This is a genomic window from Streptomyces sp. NPDC045846, assembly GCF_056431605.1.
The window spans coordinates 50,721-67,329 of record NZ_JBWKKJ010000008.1 but is presented as its reverse complement, the minus strand read 5'-3'; the positions used below and the strand labels follow the sequence as shown (position 1 = coordinate 67,329).

Annotated in this window: 14 protein-coding genes; 2 read left to right on the top strand and 12 right to left on the bottom strand. The window is 71.9% G+C overall.

Going from position 1 to position 16,609, the window contains the following annotated elements; all coding sequences use genetic code 11:
• Positions 1-29: 29 nt before the first annotated feature.
• The 9 genes from AC07F3_RS22925 to AC07F3_RS22885 all read right to left on the bottom strand — a co-directional run bounded on the left by AC07F3_RS22925 (position 30) and on the right by AC07F3_RS22885 (position 9,621).
• Positions 30-935: a S1 family peptidase gene (locus tag AC07F3_RS22925; protein ID WP_479116332.1), complete on the bottom strand. Its 906-nt coding sequence runs from the start codon at positions 933-935 to the stop codon at positions 30-32.
• A gap of 194 nt (positions 936-1,129) precedes the next feature.
• Positions 1,130-1,927 carry a DUF1684 domain-containing protein gene (locus tag AC07F3_RS22920; protein WP_479116331.1) on the bottom strand — a complete coding sequence of 266 codons (798 nt, stop codon included), beginning with the start codon at positions 1,925-1,927 and terminating at the stop codon, positions 1,130-1,132.
• On the bottom strand, positions 1,924-3,234 hold the full coding sequence (locus AC07F3_RS22915) for an NtaA/DmoA family FMN-dependent monooxygenase (RefSeq protein ID WP_479116330.1): 1,311 nt from the start codon (positions 3,232-3,234) through the stop codon (positions 1,924-1,926). Before AC07F3_RS22915 ends, AC07F3_RS22920 begins: the two co-directional genes overlap by 4 nt.
• Positions 3,221-4,243 (bottom strand): LLM class flavin-dependent oxidoreductase, encoded by a 1,023-nt coding sequence (locus AC07F3_RS22910; RefSeq protein WP_479116329.1) that lies wholly within the window; start codon positions 4,241-4,243, stop codon positions 3,221-3,223. The genes AC07F3_RS22915 and AC07F3_RS22910 overlap by 14 nt, the downstream gene beginning before the upstream one ends.
• A 76-nt stretch (positions 4,244-4,319) precedes the next feature.
• Positions 4,320-5,318 carry an ABC transporter substrate-binding protein gene (locus AC07F3_RS22905; RefSeq protein ID WP_479116328.1) on the bottom strand — a complete coding sequence of 333 codons (999 nt, stop codon included), beginning with the start codon at positions 5,316-5,318 and terminating at the stop codon, positions 4,320-4,322.
• Entirely contained in the window at positions 5,318-6,082 is a 765-nt protein-coding gene (locus tag AC07F3_RS22900; protein ID WP_479116327.1) for an amino acid ABC transporter ATP-binding protein, read from the bottom strand. The genes AC07F3_RS22905 and AC07F3_RS22900 overlap by 1 nt, the downstream gene beginning before the upstream one ends.
• A complete protein-coding gene (locus AC07F3_RS22895; RefSeq protein WP_479116326.1) occupies positions 6,079-6,963 on the bottom strand; it encodes an amino acid ABC transporter permease in 885 nt (294 codons plus the stop codon). The genes AC07F3_RS22900 and AC07F3_RS22895 overlap by 4 nt, the downstream gene beginning before the upstream one ends.
• A 34-nt stretch (positions 6,964-6,997) precedes the next feature.
• Positions 6,998-8,770, bottom strand: coding sequence for an FAD/NAD(P)-binding protein (locus AC07F3_RS22890; RefSeq protein WP_479116325.1), 1,773 nt, complete (start codon positions 8,768-8,770; stop codon positions 6,998-7,000).
• Complete coding sequence (locus AC07F3_RS22885) at positions 8,767-9,621, bottom strand: amino acid ABC transporter permease (RefSeq protein WP_479116324.1); 855 nt, start codon at positions 9,619-9,621, stop codon at positions 8,767-8,769. Before AC07F3_RS22885 ends, AC07F3_RS22890 begins: the two co-directional genes overlap by 4 nt.
• Before the next feature lie 469 nt (positions 9,622-10,090).
• Between AC07F3_RS22885 and AC07F3_RS22880 the strand changes: the two genes are divergently transcribed.
• Complete coding sequence (locus AC07F3_RS22880; RefSeq protein WP_479116323.1) at positions 10,091-11,059, top strand: ABC transporter substrate-binding protein; 969 nt, start codon at positions 10,091-10,093, stop codon at positions 11,057-11,059.
• Between the two features lie 32 nt (positions 11,060-11,091).
• Here AC07F3_RS22880 and AC07F3_RS22875 read toward each other — a convergent pair whose 3' ends face one another.
• Positions 11,092-12,384: a DUF5685 family protein gene (locus tag AC07F3_RS22875; RefSeq protein ID WP_479116644.1), complete on the bottom strand. Its 1,293-nt coding sequence runs from the start codon at positions 12,382-12,384 to the stop codon at positions 11,092-11,094.
• Positions 12,385-12,707: 323 nt separating this feature from the next.
• Here AC07F3_RS22875 and AC07F3_RS22870 point away from each other — a divergent pair, with 323 nt between their 5' ends.
• A complete protein-coding gene (locus AC07F3_RS22870) occupies positions 12,708-13,145 on the top strand; it encodes a cell division protein SepF (protein WP_114040025.1) in 438 nt (145 codons plus the stop codon).
• 94 nt (positions 13,146-13,239) lie between these two features.
• Here AC07F3_RS22870 and AC07F3_RS22865 read toward each other — a convergent pair whose 3' ends face one another.
• Positions 13,240-14,433, bottom strand: a complete 1,194-nt coding sequence (locus tag AC07F3_RS22865) for an acyl-CoA dehydrogenase family protein (protein ID WP_479116322.1) — start codon at positions 14,431-14,433, stop codon at positions 13,240-13,242.
• A 73-nt stretch (positions 14,434-14,506) separates the two neighbouring features.
• Positions 14,507-16,186 (bottom strand): MFS transporter, encoded by a 1,680-nt coding sequence (locus tag AC07F3_RS22860; RefSeq protein ID WP_479116321.1) that lies wholly within the window; start codon positions 16,184-16,186, stop codon positions 14,507-14,509.
• Positions 16,187-16,609 lie beyond the last annotated feature (423 nt).

Genomic DNA, 16,609 nt, shown 5'->3' with positions numbered 1-16,609 from the left:
CGGCCTGGCCGACGTCTGGTGACGTGCTGTCAGAAAAGGCTCACGCCATAGGCGTTCATGGCTTGGACCACCGGCTGGAAGAACGTCGTACCGCCGGAGGTGCAGTTGCCGCTGCCGCCCGAGGTGAGTCCGAGTGCGGTGGAGCCGGCGTAGAGCGGGCCGCCGGAGTCACCCGGCTCGGCGCACACGGTGGTCCTGATGAGACCGGACACGATGTCGCCGTTGCCGTAGTTGACCGTCTGGTTGAGCGCGGTGACCCGCCCGCTGTGGATGCCGGTGGTCGAGCCGCGCCGGGTGACCGTCTGGCCGACCGTCGGGTTGGCCGCACTGGTGATGCGCTGGCTGCCGACGGCGCTCGGGTGCGCGAGCGAGGTGTTCGTGTACTGCACGAGACCGTAGTCGTGGCCCGGGAAAGTGGTGCCCACGGTCGGGCCGATGCTCGTGGCGTGCGACGTGCTGGTGTAGTAGTTCGGGTAGCCCTGGGTGCAGTGACCGGCCGTCAGGAAGTAGTACGTGGAGCCCCGCCTGACGTTGAAGCCCAGCGAGCAGCGCCAGCTGCTGGTGTAGATCGCGTCGCCGCCGGAGAGCAGCTTGGTGAACTTCCCCGGCGTCCGCTCGATGCGCAGGGCGCCCGCGTTGGCGCCGGCCTCGCGCTCGATCTTCGCCAGGTCGGCCGCCGAGACGGTCGAGTCGGCGGTGACGACGACCTTGCCGGTGGCGCTGTCCACGCTCCATGCGGTGCCGGCCACGTCCGCGCCGCGCACGGCGTCGCTCGCGGCGGTCAGGGCCGCGGCCCCGAAGGTGTGGGTGGGGGCGGCACTGGCGTGCGGGACGGCTATCGCCACAGCGGCGAGCAGTCCGGTGGCGACGGCCGCGAACTTGGTGCGTCTCGCGAGACCGGAGGGGGGTGTGGGGGTGGTGCGCTTGATCCTCACTTCTGTTCCTCCCGAGGGGAATCGAGGGGCCCGTGGCTGGGGGGACCCCGTGAGGCGCAGCCAAGGATGACGGCAGCACAACAAGGCGCAAGCCGTGCTCCTGACAAGCGCTGCGGAGGAGTATTCGGGGGCCCGGCCGGGGCGCGCAAGGGCGCCTTTTGGCCGGGCCCCGCGAGGAGGCGCGCGCCGGGGGGTCAGCGGGTGCGGATGTTCCGCTCCCCCGCCGGGATGTCGAGGGGCAGGGTGTTGCCCGGGGGCGGGAAGGGGCAGATGAAGTGGTCGGCGAAGGCGCAGGGCGGCAGCACCGCGCGGTTGAAGTCGACGGTCACCGAGCCGTCGGCGGCGGGGGCCTCGGGCCGCAGGAAGCGGAACCGGAAGGTGGATTTGCCGCTGGTCCCGTCGGCGAACACCGCCCACAGCGAACCGTCCGCCTCGACCGAGACCTGGAGGGTGTGCTCCCGGCCGCCGAGCGTGAAGGCGATCTCCCCGGCGAGTTCGAGCCCCCGCTCGACCCCGTCGGCGTTCGCCACCCGCACCCGCGTCCGCCCGTACGGGCGGAAGGTGCCGGGCAGCCGGAACCGCTCCTCGTACGGGGTGGCGTCGATGCCCGCGAAGGCCTGGCGCGCCGGGGAGGCCGGGTCCCACACCCGGAGCCCCCAGAGGCCCTCGCGGCGCAGCACCACGAGCCTGCGGTCCCCCTGGGCGAGCCGGGCCTTCGCGGCCGGTCCCTCATCCGCGCCGAGGCGCACCTCGCCGGTCAACGGGGCGCCGTCCAGGGTGAGTTGGTGCTCAGGCGCCGCGGTGAGCACCAGCTCGTCGCCGTCCTCGCGCCACCGGCCGAGCTCCTCGGGCACGCCGTCCGCGAGCCAGTGGGTGCCGGTCAGGGCGAGCGGTCCGTACGGCGCGGAGACCGACGCGACGCGGTCCTCGTGCCACTTCTTCCAGTCGAGCGCGGGATCGGACCGGGGGTCCTGCTGTGCTTGCGTGCTCATGCGGTCAACCTTTCCACACCGGGGGTGCGCAGCCCGAGGTGTGAGCGCAGCGTGGAGCCGGTGTATTCCGTGCGGAACGCGCCGCGCTCCTGGAGCCGTGGCACCACCTGGTCGACGAAGTCGTCCAGGCCGCCGGGGGTGAGGTGGGGGACGAGGATGAAGCCGTCGGCGGCGTCGCCCTGCACGAAGGCGTCGAGTTCGGCGGCCACCGTGTCCGGGGTGCCGATGAAGGACTGGCGGCCGGTGGTCTCGATCACCGTCTGCCGGATGGAGAGCCCCTTGGCCTCGGACAGGGCGCGCCACTTGGCGGCGATCTCGAAGGCGTTGGTGATCTTCACCCGGCCCTGTACGAGCCCGGAGTCCGGGTCGGGATCGATCTCGGGCAGCGGGCCGTCGGGGTCGTAGCCGGACAGGTCGCGGCCCCAGATCTGTTCGAGGGCCAGGATCGCGTTCTGCGGCGAGACCTGCTGGTGGCGGATCTCGGCGGCCTTCTCCTGGGCCTCGGCCGCGGTGTCGCCGAGCACGAAGGTGACCCCGGGCATGATCAAGAGGTCGTCGGGCTCGCGGCCGTACTGGGCGAGCCGGCCCTTCACGTCGGCGTAGAAGGCGCGGCCCGCCTCCAGGGTGCCGTGCCGGGTGAAGATGACGTCGGCGGCCGACGCGGCGAACTCGCGGCCCTCGCCGGAGTCGCCGGCCTGGATGACGACGGGGTGGCCCTGCGGGGAGCGCGGCACCCCGAACTTCCCCTCGATGCGGAAGTGCCGCCCGTGGTGGGCGAACGCACCGGACGCGCCCCGCGGCTCCCAGGAGTCCCACAACTCCCGTGCGGTGGCGACGAATTCGGCGGCCCGGGTGTAGCGGTCGGCGCGGTCGAGGAAGCCGCCGCGGCGGAAGTTCTCGCCGGTGAAGGCGTCGGGCGAGGTGACCACGTTCCAGGCGGCCCGGCCGCCGCTGAGGTGGTCGAGCGAGGCGAACCGGCGGGCGATCTCGTACGGCTCGTTGAAGGTCGCGTTCACCGTGGCGGCGAGGCCCAGCCGGTCGGTGACGGCCGCGAGCGCGTTGAGCAGGGTGATCGACTCGGGACGCCCCACCACGTCGAGGTCGTGGACGCGGCCCTTGTGCTCGCGCAGTCGCAGGCCTTCGGCGAGGAAGAAGAAGTCGAACCGGCCGCGTTCGGCGGTCCTCGCGAGGTGCTCGAAGGAGGAGAAGTCGATCTGCGACTTCGAGCGCGGGTCGGCCCAGACGGTGGTGTTGTTCACGCCGGGGAAGTGGGCGGCGAGGTGGATCTGCTTCTTACCCGTGGTCATGGCGGCCTCCGCCGGCGGTGGCGTACTGGTTGACGGGCCGTGCCAGGCCCAGGTGTTCGCGCAGGGTGGCGCCCGGATAGAAGTGGCGCAGCAGACCGCGGTGCTGGAGGACCGGCACCGTGGCCCGCACGATGAGCGCGAGGTCGCGCACGGGGTCGGCGAGGCGCAGATGGAAGCCGTCGACGGCGCCCTCCTCGTACCAGTCCCCCAGCAGTCCGGCCAGTTCCACGGCGTCCGCCGTGGTGTGCGGCGCCACCGGGATCGAGCCGAGCACCCGCAGCCGTTCGGGGTCGCGGCCGTGCGCGCGGGCCCGGTCGCGCAGTTCCTCCCGGGCCGTGCGCGCGGCGAGCGGATCCTGGGTGCGTACGAGGGCGACGTCGGCGTGGCGCACGGCGGCGGCCCTCGGCTCGGCGGCGGTCGCGTCGATGACGGTGACCGGATGGCCCTGCGGCGGCCGGGGCACGATGGCGGGTCCGCGCACGGAGAAGGCGCGGCCCTCGAAGTCGACGTAGTGCAGCTTGTCCCGGTCGATGAAGCGGCCGGTCGACTCGTCGCGTATCTCGGCGTCGTCCTCCCAGGAGTCCCACAACCTGGCCGCCACGTCGGCGACTTCGCGAGCCTCGTGCCACGCCTCGGCGGTGCGGAGCGCGGGCCGTCGCCCGAAGAGCCGGGCCTCGGCCTCGGTGGTGGACACCTCCGGGCTCCACCCGGCCCGGCCCCGGCTCACCCAGTCCAGGGTGGCCACGGCCGAGGACACGTGGAAGGGCTCGGTGTGGGTGGTGTTCACGACCGGGACCAGGCCGACGCGTTCGGTGGCGGGCGCGACCCGGGAGAGCACGGCGAGCGCGTCGAGCCCCGGCCGCGCGAAGGAGTCCCCGAGCGTCACGAAGTCGAGGGTGCCCTGCTCGGCGAGGCGCGCGAGCGAGACGAAGTGCGCTGCGTCGTAGTGCCCGGCCCCGTCGAGGGAGGCGGCGAGATGCAGGGGGCCGCGCACGGGTGGTGCGGACATGGTGGGCCTTTCTGTCATGGTCTGTTGCCGTATGTCGTCATCGGACGGCCGGGCGGGCCCGGGCGGCCCGGCCCGGTCACGGCCTGGGCCTGGGCAGTCCCGGCGGGTTGATCTCGGAGTGCGTCACCGCTTCACCGGACAGCCCCCAGCGCGCGAGCACCTTGGCGTAGGACCCGTCCTGGATCACGTGGTCGAGGGCCGCCGCATAGGCCGCGACCAGCCCGCTCCCCTTCTTCGTCGTGGCGGCGATCTCCCCCTGGAGACCGGCGCCGCCACCGGAGTACGTGCCGGCGATCTCGGTCTGTCCCGCCGTGGCCACGTGGTAGGCGGCGGACGGGTTGGGTCCGAGGTAGGCGTCGATGCGGCCGGACTGGAGGGCCAGGTAGTAGTCGGTCGCCTTCTGGAAGTACTTGACGGACACGGGCTTCAGCCCGGCCTTCACGTCCTGCTCGCTCCAGTCGAGCAGGATCTTCTCCTGGTTGGTCCCGGAGGACACCGCGATGGTCCGGCCCGCCACGTCGCGCGGCCCCCGCACCTTCCAGCCGGCGCCCTTCTTCGCCTCGAAGGCGAGCTGGTCCTTGCGGTAGGTCGCGAAGTCGTACTTCTCCTTGCGCTCCTCGGTGACGGTGACGTTGGAGAACACCGCGTCGAACTTGCCGCTGTCGAGCCCGACGAAGAGGTTCTCCCAGGAGACGGGCTGGAAGGTCGGCCGCACACCGAGGGTGTTCGCGACGAGCGTGGCGATGTCGAGCTCCACGCCGATGGGGGTCTTGTCGTCGGTGGCGTAGAAGCTGAGCGGCGGTACCGAGCCGGTGGCGACGCCCACGCCGAGGGTGCCCCGGGCGCGCACCGCCGCCGGGAGCTGCGCGGCGATCGCGTCGACCTTCCGCTCCCTGATCCGGTGCTGGTCCGGGCCGAGGTTGATGCCGGTGGACCTGGCGCCGGGCGCGACCGCTTCGGTGGCGGCGTCGCCGGCGCCGCAGGCGGTGAGGAGGCCGGTGGCGGCGAGGGTGGCGAGGACGGCGGCGAGGGTGCGGTGCGCGGACACGGACGTACTCCGGGGGGATCGGGGCATCACAGGACCTTGGAGAGGAAGGCGCGGGTGCGCTCGTGCCGGGGCGCGTCGAGCACGGCGGCGGGCGGGCCCTGCTCGACGATCACTCCGGCGTCCATGAAGACGACGGTGTCGGCGACCTCGCGGGCGAAGCCGATCTCGTGCGTGACGACGATCATCGTGGTGCCGGCCGCCGCCAGGTCCTTGATGACGTCGAGGACCTCGCCCACCAGCTCCGGGTCGAGCGCCGAGGTCGGCTCGTCGAAGAGCAGCAGCTTGGGTTCGAGGGCGAGCGCGCGGGCGATGGCGACGCGCTGCTGCTGTCCGCCGGAAAGCTGCCTCGGGTAGGCGTCCGCCTTGTCGGCGAGACCGACCCGGGCGAGCAGCTTGCGGGCGGCGGCCACCGCGTCCTTGCGCGGCCGCTTCAACGCCGCGACGGGCGCCTCGACGATGTTGTCCAGGACGGTGAGGTGGGGGAAGAGGTTGAAGTTCTGGAAGACGAAGCCGATCCGGGTGCGCTGTTTGAGGACGTCGCGTTCGCGCAGTTCGTACAGCTTGTCGCCGGAGCGCCGGTAGCCGACGAGCGTGCCGTCGACGGTGATCCAGCCGCGGTCCACCTTCTCCAGGTGGTTGATGGTGCGCAGCAGCGTCGACTTACCGGAGCCGGACGGCCCGAGGACGACGGTGACCTCACCCGCCCGGACGTCGAGGTCGATGCCTCGCAGGACGTCCAGGGAGCCGAAGCTCTTGTGCACGGACCGGACTTCGACCATGGCGGTGCTCATCGCACGGCCCCCTTCGCGTAGTGGCGTTCGACGTAGTGCTGGAGGACGGAGAGCACGGTGGTGAGCAGCACGTACCAGACGGTGGCGACCATGAGCAGCGGCACGACCCTGCCGTTGCGGCCGTAGACGACCTGCACCTGGTAGAAGAGCTCGCCGATCGCCATGACGGAGACGATCGAGGTGCCCTTGAAGAGCGAGATGATCTCGTTGGCGGCGTTGGGCAGGATGGAGCGCATCGCCTGGGGCAGCACGATCCGCCGGATCTGCCGGAGCCGGGGGATGCCGAGGGCGGCCGCCGCCTCCGACTGGCCGGCGTCGACGGCCAGCACGCCGCCGCGGACGATCTCGGCCGCGTACGCCGCCTGGTGCAGGGCGAGCCCGAGGACGGCCGCGCTCATCGCGCCGACGAGCCCCACCGTGTCGAAGGCGAGGAAGCCGGGCCCGAAGGGGATGCCGAACGTCAGCCGCTTGTACAGGTAGGCCAGGTTGAACCAGAAGAGCAGCTGCACGATGAGCGGGATCGAGCGGAAGGCCCAGATGTAGCCGAAGGCCACGGCCTTCAGGAACGGGCTGCCCGACAGGCGCATGAAGGCGAGGACGATGCCGAGCGCGAAGCCGAGTGCCGTTCCGTAGAGGGTGAGTTGGAGGGTGACCCCGACGGCCTTGAGGATGGTCTCGGTGGTGAAGAAGCGGGCGAAGACGTCCCACTCCCAGGCCGGGTTGGTGAGGAGCCCGTGGCCGAACTGGGCGACGAGCACCGCGGTGACGGCGACCGCGGCCCAGCGCCAGGGCCTGCGCACGGGCACCACGGTGAGCGAGGCGGGGTCCGGCCGCAGGGCGGGTGCGGCCGTGTCGAGGGGTGGATCGCTGGTGAGCGACATGGGTGTTCCTTCGGGAAGGGGGCGGGGGCGGCGGTCAGGCGCTGAGGCGGCGACACGCGAGGTCGCGCAGGAAGGTCAGCGCGGCGCGGGCCGTGGCGTCGTTCTGCCGGAAGGCGGCGCCTCCGGTGCGCGGCCTGGTGAACGCCCCCGCCGCACGCGCGACGGTGAAGGGACCGAGCGCGAACCGGCGCGGGTGCGCCCGGCCGTCCCGTCCGAGGATCCGGCCGTCGGCGGGGTCGACCTGGAGCAGGCCGGTGTCGGCCGCGCCCGCCCCCTCCTCGTACAGCGAGCGGAGCAGCGGGCTGCCGGGGCGCTCCGCGCTGGGCTCGGGCAGCCGGGCCTCCACCAGGGCCGTCGCCTCGATCCACCGGCCGGGCACGCTGGCGCTGCCCGCCCGGAAGACGCCGCGGGACTCGTCGGCCTCGACGGTGAGGCCCGCGCCGAGGAAGCGCACGACGCCCGCGTCGGACAGCGCGAGCAGCTGACGCAGCCGGGGCCCGGGCGGTCCGGAGGCGAGGAAGCTGAAGAACCCGTGCCACCAGCCGCCCACATCGCCCACCCGCAGCAGCTGCCCGTAGACCGAGAGCAGCCCGAGGAACACCGCTAAGTCCTGGGTGCTCTCCGCATCGTGACGGCGTGTCAGATCCGACTGGATGTGTGCGCGCAGGCCGTCCTGGAGGCTTTCGTACGAGGTGAAGCGCAGGCCGTCGAGCGGGTGGTCGAGGGCTTCGAGGTCGAGGCGGTCGGCGGGGTCGGGGACGGCGGAGGCGATCAGGGCCCCGAGTGCGGGGCTGCCGGGGTCGGCGGCGGCGTACTTCTCCTCGAAGTCGGCCCAGGCGCCCAGGGTGCGTTCGGGGTGGGCGGTGAACAGGCGGTGGTAGTGGGCGAAGCTCAGCTCCTTGTCGATCAGGGGCCACAGGTCGCGCCGGAAGTCGGGCCGGGCCGGGCGGCTCAGGAGGGCGTCCACCTCGGCCGGGCCGAAGAACCGCGGCAGGGGCGGCCGTTCGCCGGTCCAGGTGTAGCCGATCTTGGAGTGGTAGGGCACGCCGCGCCGGGACCCGACGTACAGCACGGGTTCCCGGCCGGAGGGGAGGTAGGTGCCGTCCGCGTCGTAGCGTCCGCCTCGGCCCTCGGTGAGCAGGGCCATGAGGTCGACGAAGGCGAGTCCGAAGCCCCGGACGATGACGGGTTCGCCCGGACGCAGCGGGGTCAGGTCGCTGTCGGCGGTGAAGGCGGGCGGCAGGTGCACCAGGCCGTGCCGGTGGGCGAAGTCCGCCAACTCACGTTGTTCCGGGTCGGGTTCGGCGTCCAGGTGGCCGAGGGTGAGGACGACCAGGTCGGCGACGAGCGGTGCGGTGCGGCCTTCCAGCCACACCCGCTGGCGGCCCTCGCGCGGCCCGCCGAGGCGGGTGGCTCGGGCGCGGTGCTCGTGCACGGTGACGGTGGGCGGCAGCGCGGCCACCGCGTCCTCGTACACCCAGCGCAGGTACGCGCCCTGCGCCCGCCGGCTGGGGAAGGTGCGGCCGTCGAGGCCGGACCACTCGGCGAGGGTGGGCCCGGGGCGCACCGGGCCGTCCTGCGGGACGGTGTCGTCGGTGAACATGGTGACGTCCTCGGCCATGGAGTTCATCCACAGCAGCGGCGACTGGTCGGCCCGCCAGATCCGGCCGCCGCCCGCGGGGTGCGGGTCCACCAGATGGATGTCCAGGGGCTGGTCCCCGTACAGGAGGGGGAGGTTGGCGGCGAGCCGTTCCAGGAGGCCGGTCCCCCGCGGACCGGCCCCCACCACGACGAGGGACGCGCTCACCGGGCACCCGCCGAGCCGCGCGCGTAGTACCGCTCGACGTAGTGCTGGCCCACCGACAGGAGCGAGGTCACCACGACGTACCAGAGCGTGGCGACGAGGAGCAGCGGGACCACCTGGTAGGTGCGGTGGTAGATCAACTGGGCCGAGTACAGCAGGTCGTTGACGGCGATGACCGAGACGATGGAGGTGCCTTTGAGGGTGCCGATCAGCATGTTCCCGGCGGGCGGCACGATGGAGCGCATGGCCTGCGGCAGGACGATCCGGTGGAGCCTGCGCCACCGGCCGAGGCCCAGCGACTGGGCGGCCTCCACCTGGCCCCGCTCCACGGAGAGGATGCCGCCGCGCACGACCTCGGCGGCGTAGGCGGCCTCGTGCAGGGTGAGCCCGACGACGGCCACGGTGACCGGGCCCATCAGGTCGACCGTGCGCACCCCGAGGATCTTCGGGTACAGCGCCCCGATGTTGAACCAGAACAGCAGCTGCACCAGGATCGGCGTGGATCTGAACAGCCACACGTAGCCCCAACTCACCGCTTTCAGCACGGGGTTGGCGGACAGCCGCATGACGGCGAGCAGGGTGCCCAGCGCGAAGCCGAGCGCCATCACGACGGCGGTGAGCCAGACGGTGAGCCAGAGTCCGCGCAGTACGGCGGTGGTGGCGAAGTAGTCGGCGACCACGTCCCACTGGAAGGCCTCGTTGCGCACCACGGAGGTGAGCGCGAGGCCGAGCAGCAGAAGGACGACAACTGCCGTGGCCCGCTGGCCCGTTCGGCGCAGGGGTACGACTCGCAGGGTTCCCGGAGAGCCGTCCTCGGGGGCTACGGACGGGCGTTTGGACAGGGTGAGGGACATGCGAAGGCTCCGTGGATGCAGAGATCGAACACGGGAAATGCCTTCACGAACACACAGCGCGGCGGTGCGGAACCGAGCCCCTCAGCACGGGTTCCGTCGCCGAGGCTATGCGCTGTGTACTGGAGGTTGTCAAGCTTGTCCGCACTGTGGGCGTTACGTCTCAGCGCGGTTGACGCGGAAACGGATGCCTGTTCCACTTGGGCCATGCATCCGCAGCAGTGGCTGGTCACGCGCTCCCACATCGACTTCGGTCGAGTGTGGTCCTCTTCCTGTTGAGCTGACCCCCTGCACGGTTTCCTCGTGACTCCCGTGCGCCTTCGCGCCGTGCCCCCGCGGCATTTCCGCGTGCCTTCACCTCACTGAACACTCGCGCACCCCTCCCCTCGGCATCCCCGCACCACCCGGTCACACGTCACCCGTCACCCCCGGGCACATCCGCCTGCCCGAAATCCCTGGAGCGCACCCCGTCATGAGCAGGTCCCGAAGCCTGAGCAGATCGCGCAACTTCGCCGCGTTCGCCCTGATCACCGCCGCGGCACTCGGCCTCACCGCCTGCGGGTCGGGGGACCCGGGCGACGTGGGAGCGGCGGGCAACGCGGCGCCCGCGGCCGGGCACGGGGCGAAGATCCCCACCGCGGACGTGGTGTCGGGTGTCCGCAAGGACGAGGCGGCCGCCGCGCTGCTGCCGGAGAGCGTCCGGACGGCGGGCAGCCTCACCCTCGCCGCCGCCGTCGGGACACCGCCGGGGGCCACCTACCTGGAGGACGGCAGGACGGTGGTCGGACAGGACGTCGACTTCGCGGACGCCGTGGCCAGGGTGCTCGGCCTGAAGCTGAGGCGCGAGGTCGCCTCCTTCGAGGCGATCCTGCCCGCGCTCGACAGCGGCAAGTACGACGTGGGCACCGGCAACTTCGGCGTCACCGACGAGCGCCGCAGAACCATCGACTTCGTCACCTACATCAACGACGGCCAGGGCTTCGCCGTCCGCAAGGACAGCAAGCTGGCCCACGTCACCGACCTGTCCCAGCTCTGCGGCCTGAACGTGGCGACCGGCGCGGGCACCACCTTCGAGGCGACCCTGGAGAAGAACAGGCCGAGGTGCGCGCAGGCGGGCAGGAAGCCGTACGAGGTGCAGACCTACAGCGACCAGGGGGCGCTGTGGATCTCGCTCCAGCAGGGCCGCAGCGATGTCGTCATGTCGACGATCAACGGGCTGCGGTACGCGGTCGACCGGCAGCCGGGGCTGACGTTCCTCAACGAGTTCCACCGCCTCGACGTGGGCTTCGCCTTCAAGAAGAACACCCCGCTGGCCCCGGCCTTCCGGGCCGCCGTCGACCGGCTGAAGAAGGACGGGACGTACGACAGGATCCTGGCGAAGTGGGGCACCACGGGATCGGGCATCGAGCAGTCCCAGATCTCACCGCCCGAGCACAAGTAGCCCTTTGCGTAAGGGAGTTGATCTGCCGCGGCTCAGCAGCCGGCGCCGAGACAGGCGCAGCACTCACAGCACTGGCACACCTCGCAGCAACTGCAGTCGCAGTCGCAGTCGGTGCAGCAGCCCTCGCGCTTCTTGCGCGACCACGGTCCCTCGTACTCGTCGGCGCAGCACAGCTTGCAGGTGCAGCACAGGCCGATGAACGCGGCACAGCCCGCGAAGAAGCCGCGCGGCTGGGGTCTTGGCGGCTCCGGGCTGAAGCCGGGCCCCTGGCCGCCGGGCCCGAACCCGCCCGGCCCGCCACCGTGGTGGCCCCCGCCGTAGGGGTTGCCGCCGCCATAGGGGGCGCCGCCCCCGTACGGCTGGCCGCCGTAGGGTCCCTGGCCCTGGTACGGGTTGCCGCCCTGCTGGTGCGGCTGCCCGTAGGGGCCGTACGACGCCTGGTGCCCGGCGTCGTGGGGGTGGCCGCAGGCCGTGGTGCGGAACGAGCGGTTCACCGACTGGGTCAGTTCGTGGGCGAGCAGGACGTGGGCGAGCCTGCCGTCCACGAAGTCGGCGTCGCGCAGGGCGAGCCGGATGCCGTGCACCGCGTCGTCGGCGAGCCTGCGGGCCTCGACGAGGTCGGTGCCGGTGGCGGCGAGCGGGTTCCAGGCACCTGACGCGGCGTCGGCCTCCCGGTCCTCCACGGCGTCCAAGAGGTGTGCGAGCCGCCCGAAGAGGCGGCCCGCCTCGGCGAGCGGCGCGATGTTGTGCGGCTTTCCGGCGAGCACGGCGGTGTGCGCGAACGCGGCCGCCGTGGCCGTCTCGGTGGGCTCGGTGACGGTCAGCAGGGAGGTGCCGGGGCCCGCGAGCTCCTCGATGGCGCCCTGCCGGTCGACGGCGTCCACGAGGACGGCCGTGTCGAAGCCGAGCGAAGCGCCGGTGCGCGCGCCCGCCCGGTCCCAGCTCCTGGCTATGCGCCGGGCCGCGAGCGCGACCGGCTTCCGCTTCAGCAGGCCGTCGCGGTCGGCCACGTGGTCGCGGACCTTCGCGGAGGCGAGCACGAGGGAGACGGCCGCGGCCAGCCGGGCGCCCTCGCCCCGGGCGACGGGAGCGGTCCGCATCGCGCGCAGCGGGCAGGGCCCCGCTGTGCGCCGCCAACCGGTGCTCCGCTCGGCCTGAGCCTCCGTCAGAACCGAGACGATCAGGCCGTCGTAGTTGGTCACGACCCGGGCGAGCTGGCCGTGGTCGGACCGAAGTGCCAGGCAGAGCCCGCAGAGATGGGCCATCCACTCCGTCTTCAGGCCCTCGGTGAGCCGATGCGAACAGGGCCTGACGATTCCGAACACAGCTCTCCCCCGAGTGACGTTGGGCACCCCGCCCGACGCGTCGTTCTTCAGTGCGGCACGCATCGTATCGAGTGATCCGTTCACCCGTACGACGGCTGTGTCACTCATGTGGAGGGACATACATAATTTTGTTACGCCGGGCTTCACGTACCGGGCGTATCCCAGAGGATTCCTGACGAATCGCCACATGATCTGTGCCAGTACCGTCACGAATCACCTGCGCGGCGACTATCCACTTGGCGCGGTATCCGCATCATGGACGACCATAGGGATACGGAACTGAAGAAGTAGCAAGAAGAAGACCGCAGCGAGAGGAGGCGTCCATGGGATCGGTGCGCAAGGCGAGTGCATGGCTGGGACTTGTCGAGGACAACGACGACCGCTACTACGACGACGAGTTCACCGAAGGTGCCGCCGAGTCCGGCGAGGCCTGGGTGACCGACCCCCGGGTGCAAGTGGCCTCCGAGACGGCCGAGGAGCAGGGCCGCCGCATCGCCACCGTCACGCCGGACGGCTTCCGGGACGCGCGGGGCATCGGCGAGCTGTTCCGCGAAGGCGTGCCGGTCATCGTGAACCTGACGTCCATGGACGCCGGTGACGCCAAGCGCGTCGTCGACTTCGCGGCCGGACTCACCTTCGGCCTGCGCGGCTCCATCGAGCGCGTGGCGACCCGGGTCTTCCTGCTGACCCCCGCCGACACCCAGATCGTCAGCGGCGAGGCCGCGGGCCGCCAGACCGGCGGCTTCTTCAACCAGAGCTGAGCCCTCAGATGTCCCACGGCCGGGGACCCGGGGGCCGGCCCCCGGGAGAGACGGCGACCCGCACCGAGCACGGCGCTCGCCGGCCCGGCCGTTCCTAGCGGAACGCGTCGAGTCCGGTGAGCGCCTTGCCCAGCACCAACTGGTGCATCTCGACGGTGCCCTCGTAGGTGAGCACCGATTCGAGGTTGGTGGCGTGCCGCATCACCGGGTACTCCAGCGAGATCCCGTTGGCGCCGAGGATCGTGCGCGAGGTGCGGCAGATCTCGATCGCCTCCCGCACGTTGTTGAGCTTGCCGAAGCTGACCTGCTCCGGGCGGAGCCGTCCCGCGTCCATCCGGCGGCCCAGGTGGTGGGCGAGCAGGATCCCCTTGTGCAGTTCGAGGGCCATGTCGGCGAGCTTGGCCTGGGTGAGCTGGAAGCCGCCGATGGGCCTGCCGAACTGCTCGCGGGTCTTCGCGTAGTCGACGGCCGCCTCGAACGAGGCCCGGGCCGCGCCCATCGCGCCCCACACGATGCCGTAGCGCGCGTGCGAGAGGCAGCTGAGCGGGCCCTTGAGGCCGGTGACGCCGGGCAGCACCGCGTCGGCCGGCAGCCGCACCTCGTCCAGGACCAGCTCGCTGGTGACGCTGGCCCGAAGCGACCACTTGTGCTTGATCTCGGGGGCCGTGAAGCCGGGGGCGTCCGTCGGGACGGCGAAGCCGCGGATGCCCTCGTCGGTCTGGGCCCAGACCACCGCGACGCCCGCCACCGAGCCGTTGGTGATCCACATCTTGCGGCCGGTGAGCACCCAGTCGGTGCCGTCCCTCTTCGCGTACGTCCGCATGCCGGCCGGGTCGGAGCCGTGGTCGGGTTCGGTGAGGCCGAAGCAGCCGATGATCTCGCCCGCCGCCATGCCGGGCAGCCAGCGCCGCTTCTGCTCCTCGGAGCCGAACCGCCAGATCGCGTACATGGCGAGCGAGCCCTGGACGGAGACGAGCGAGCGGATGCCTGAGTCGGCCGCCTCCAGCTCCAGGCAGGCCAGGCCGTACTGGACGGCGGTGGCGCCCGCGCAGCCGTAGCCGGTCAGGGACATGCCGAGCGCGCCGATCGAGCCGAGTTCGCGGGCCAGTTCGCGGATGCCGGGCAGTTCGCCGTTCTCGTACCACTCGGCGATGTGCGGCAGGACCCGGTCGGCGGCCCAGGAGCGCACGGTGTCGCGGATCGCGAGGTCCTCGGGGCCGAGCAGGTCGTCGATGCCGATCGGGTCGGCCGGGTCGAAGGGGGGCAGCTTGGAGGAAGGAGCGGACATGAGGGCGCCTCCGCGGCTCTCGCTCAGCTAAAACTAGCGGTGTTAGTTATGACGTGAGCGCTGACGTTACGGGTCAGTGTCCCGTGCGTCCAGACTCCACCGTGGCCACGTCGCCGGGCCGCGCCGGGGACGGCAGCTTCACGCTCAGCTGCTGCGACTGCCTCGGTTCGGACCCGAACGCGGGCTCCGGCTCCTCGTCCCGCTCCGGCCCACTGACCGAGCAGTCCATGATCCGCGGAAGCCGCAGCCCGGCCACCGCGCCCAGGAGCAGCAGCCCGGCGCTGACGAACAGGGTGACGTGCACGCCGTGCACGAAGGAGTTCCGGGCCGCGGTGCGCAGCGCCTCGCCCGCGGAGCCGCCGAGGCGGGCGGCGACGTCGTAGGCCTCGCCAAGGGAGTTGGACGCGGCGGCCGAGGCCTGGGCGGGGACGCCGCCGACGGAGGCGAGGCCGGGCGCGTAGGCGGCGTTCATGACGCTGCCGAGCAGCGCGATGCCCATGCCCGCGCCGAGCTGGTAGGAGGTCTCCCCGATGGCGGCCGCACCGCCGGCCCGCTCGGGCGGGGCCTCGCTCAGCATCGATTCGTACGCCGCGAAGAGGGTGGTCTGGAGCCCGAAGCCGAGCAGCACGAACGAGACGATCATCAGCGCCGGCCAGTCGGTCTGGCCCATCAGGACGAGCAGCAGCACGGCGGCCGCGGTCAGCACGAAGCCCGTGCAGACCATCCGGCGCGGGCCGAGCCTGCGCAGGGTGTACGACCCGGTCGCGCCCGCCGCCATCGCGGCGAAGGTGAGCGGCAGCATGCGCAGACCGGTCTGGAGCGGGGAGAGGCCGAGCACGAGCTGGAGGTACTGGACGGCTATGAGCTCCAGGCCGACCAGCGCCAGCATGGCGACGATGATGCAGCCGACCGAGGTGGCGAAGGCGGGCCGGGAGAACATCCGGATGTCGATGAGCGGATGCGCGCGGCGGCGCTGCCTGCGGACGAAGAGGGTGAGCAGGGCGGTGCCGAGACAGAGGGCGGCGAGCGTACGGCCGTCGAAGAGACCCTCTCCGGCGCCGAGCCGCTTCACGCCGAGCACCAGCGCGAGTATGCCCCCGGCCGCCATCAGCGCGCCGAGCACGTCCCAGGGCCCGTCCGAGCTGCCCTTGGACTCGGGCAGGAGCCAGCGGCCCAGCGGCAGGATGAGCGCCATCAGCGGGATGTTGACGAGGAAGACCGAGCCCCACCAGAAGTGCTGCACCAGGAAGCCGCCGAGCACCGGCCCGGTGGCGGCGCCGATCGCGGCGACCGCCGTCCAGATGCCGATGGCGGTGGCCCGCTCGCGGCGGTCGGGGAAGACGACGCGGAGGATGGAGAGCGTGGCGGGCATGATCATCGCGCCGCCGATGCCGAGCAGCGCGCGGGCCGCGATCAGGACCGGCGCCGACTCGGCGAGCGCGGCCACCGCGGAGGCGGCGCCGAAGATCCCGTAGCCGAGCAGCAGGACCCGGCGCCGGCCCACCCGGTCGCCCAGGGTGCCGAAGAGGATGAGGAGCGCGGCGCAGACCAGGGGGTAGGCGTCCACGATCCAGAGCAGTTCCACGGAGCCCGGCCGCAGGTCCTCGGTGACCGAGGGGATCGCGACGTGCAGGACGGTGGCGTCCAGCGCCACGAACAGCAGGCTCACACAGAGGACGACGAGGATGACCCAGCGGTTGGCGCCGCCCGCGCGGACGCGCGCTCGCGCACCGGTCATGGTCGTCCCTGTCATGTACGTACCTCCCAGTACTGCGGGCTCTCGGAGCCCGGGACGGTGCGGCCGCAGCGGACCGTGCCATCACCACTCTCGCGGTCGGTGGGCCCGGTGGACCAGTGACCAGCCCTGATCGTGATCCCCGGGGCCCGGCATCGACGGGCGAGTGATTCGTCAGCGTACGCGAGTTCCCCACCGGGGCGCGTGGTCCACCTCTCACCGCGCGGCCCGCCGAGGTGTGGCGTACGCCACGGTGATACCACCCATAGGGTGATCTTTACGCTCCGTACCGGACCGGTGACAGAAGGGTGAATTCCGCTCCCCCGTCGGGCAAACGGAATTCCGCCGCATACAAACGGGCCTTCCGGAGGTGAGACGAATGAATAGGGACCGGTGTCCCGGGGTATTTCGCGACCGGCTGGGAATAACGGTGGGCGTGAG

Coding starts and splice junctions, on each gene's coding strand:
- AC07F3_RS22920 (WP_479116331.1), bottom strand. CDS start 1,927: ATGAGCACGCAAGCACAGCAGGACCCCCGGTCCGATCCCGCGCTCGAC.
- AC07F3_RS22915 (WP_479116330.1), bottom strand. CDS start 3,234: ATGACCACGGGTAAGAAGCAGATCCACCTCGCCGCCCACTTCCCCGGC.
- AC07F3_RS22910 (WP_479116329.1), bottom strand. CDS start 4,243: ATGTCCGCACCACCCGTGCGCGGCCCCCTGCATCTCGCCGCCTCCCTC.
- AC07F3_RS22905 (WP_479116328.1), bottom strand. CDS start 5,318: ATGCCCCGATCCCCCCGGAGTACGTCCGTGTCCGCGCACCGCACCCTC.
- AC07F3_RS22900 (WP_479116327.1), bottom strand. CDS start 6,082: ATGAGCACCGCCATGGTCGAAGTCCGGTCCGTGCACAAGAGCTTCGGC.
- AC07F3_RS22895 (WP_479116326.1), bottom strand. CDS start 6,963: ATGTCGCTCACCAGCGATCCACCCCTCGACACGGCCGCACCCGCCCTG.
- AC07F3_RS22885 (WP_479116324.1), bottom strand. CDS start 9,621: ATGTCCCTCACCCTGTCCAAACGCCCGTCCGTAGCCCCCGAGGACGGC.
- AC07F3_RS22880 (WP_479116323.1), top strand. CDS start 10,091: ATGAGCAGGTCCCGAAGCCTGAGCAGATCGCGCAACTTCGCCGCGTTC.
- AC07F3_RS22870 (WP_114040025.1), top strand. CDS start 12,708: ATGGGATCGGTGCGCAAGGCGAGTGCATGGCTGGGACTTGTCGAGGAC.
- AC07F3_RS22865 (WP_479116322.1), bottom strand. CDS start 14,433: ATGTCCGCTCCTTCCTCCAAGCTGCCCCCCTTCGACCCGGCCGACCCG.
- AC07F3_RS22860 (WP_479116321.1), bottom strand. CDS start 16,186: ATGACAGGGACGACCATGACCGGTGCGCGAGCGCGCGTCCGCGCGGGC.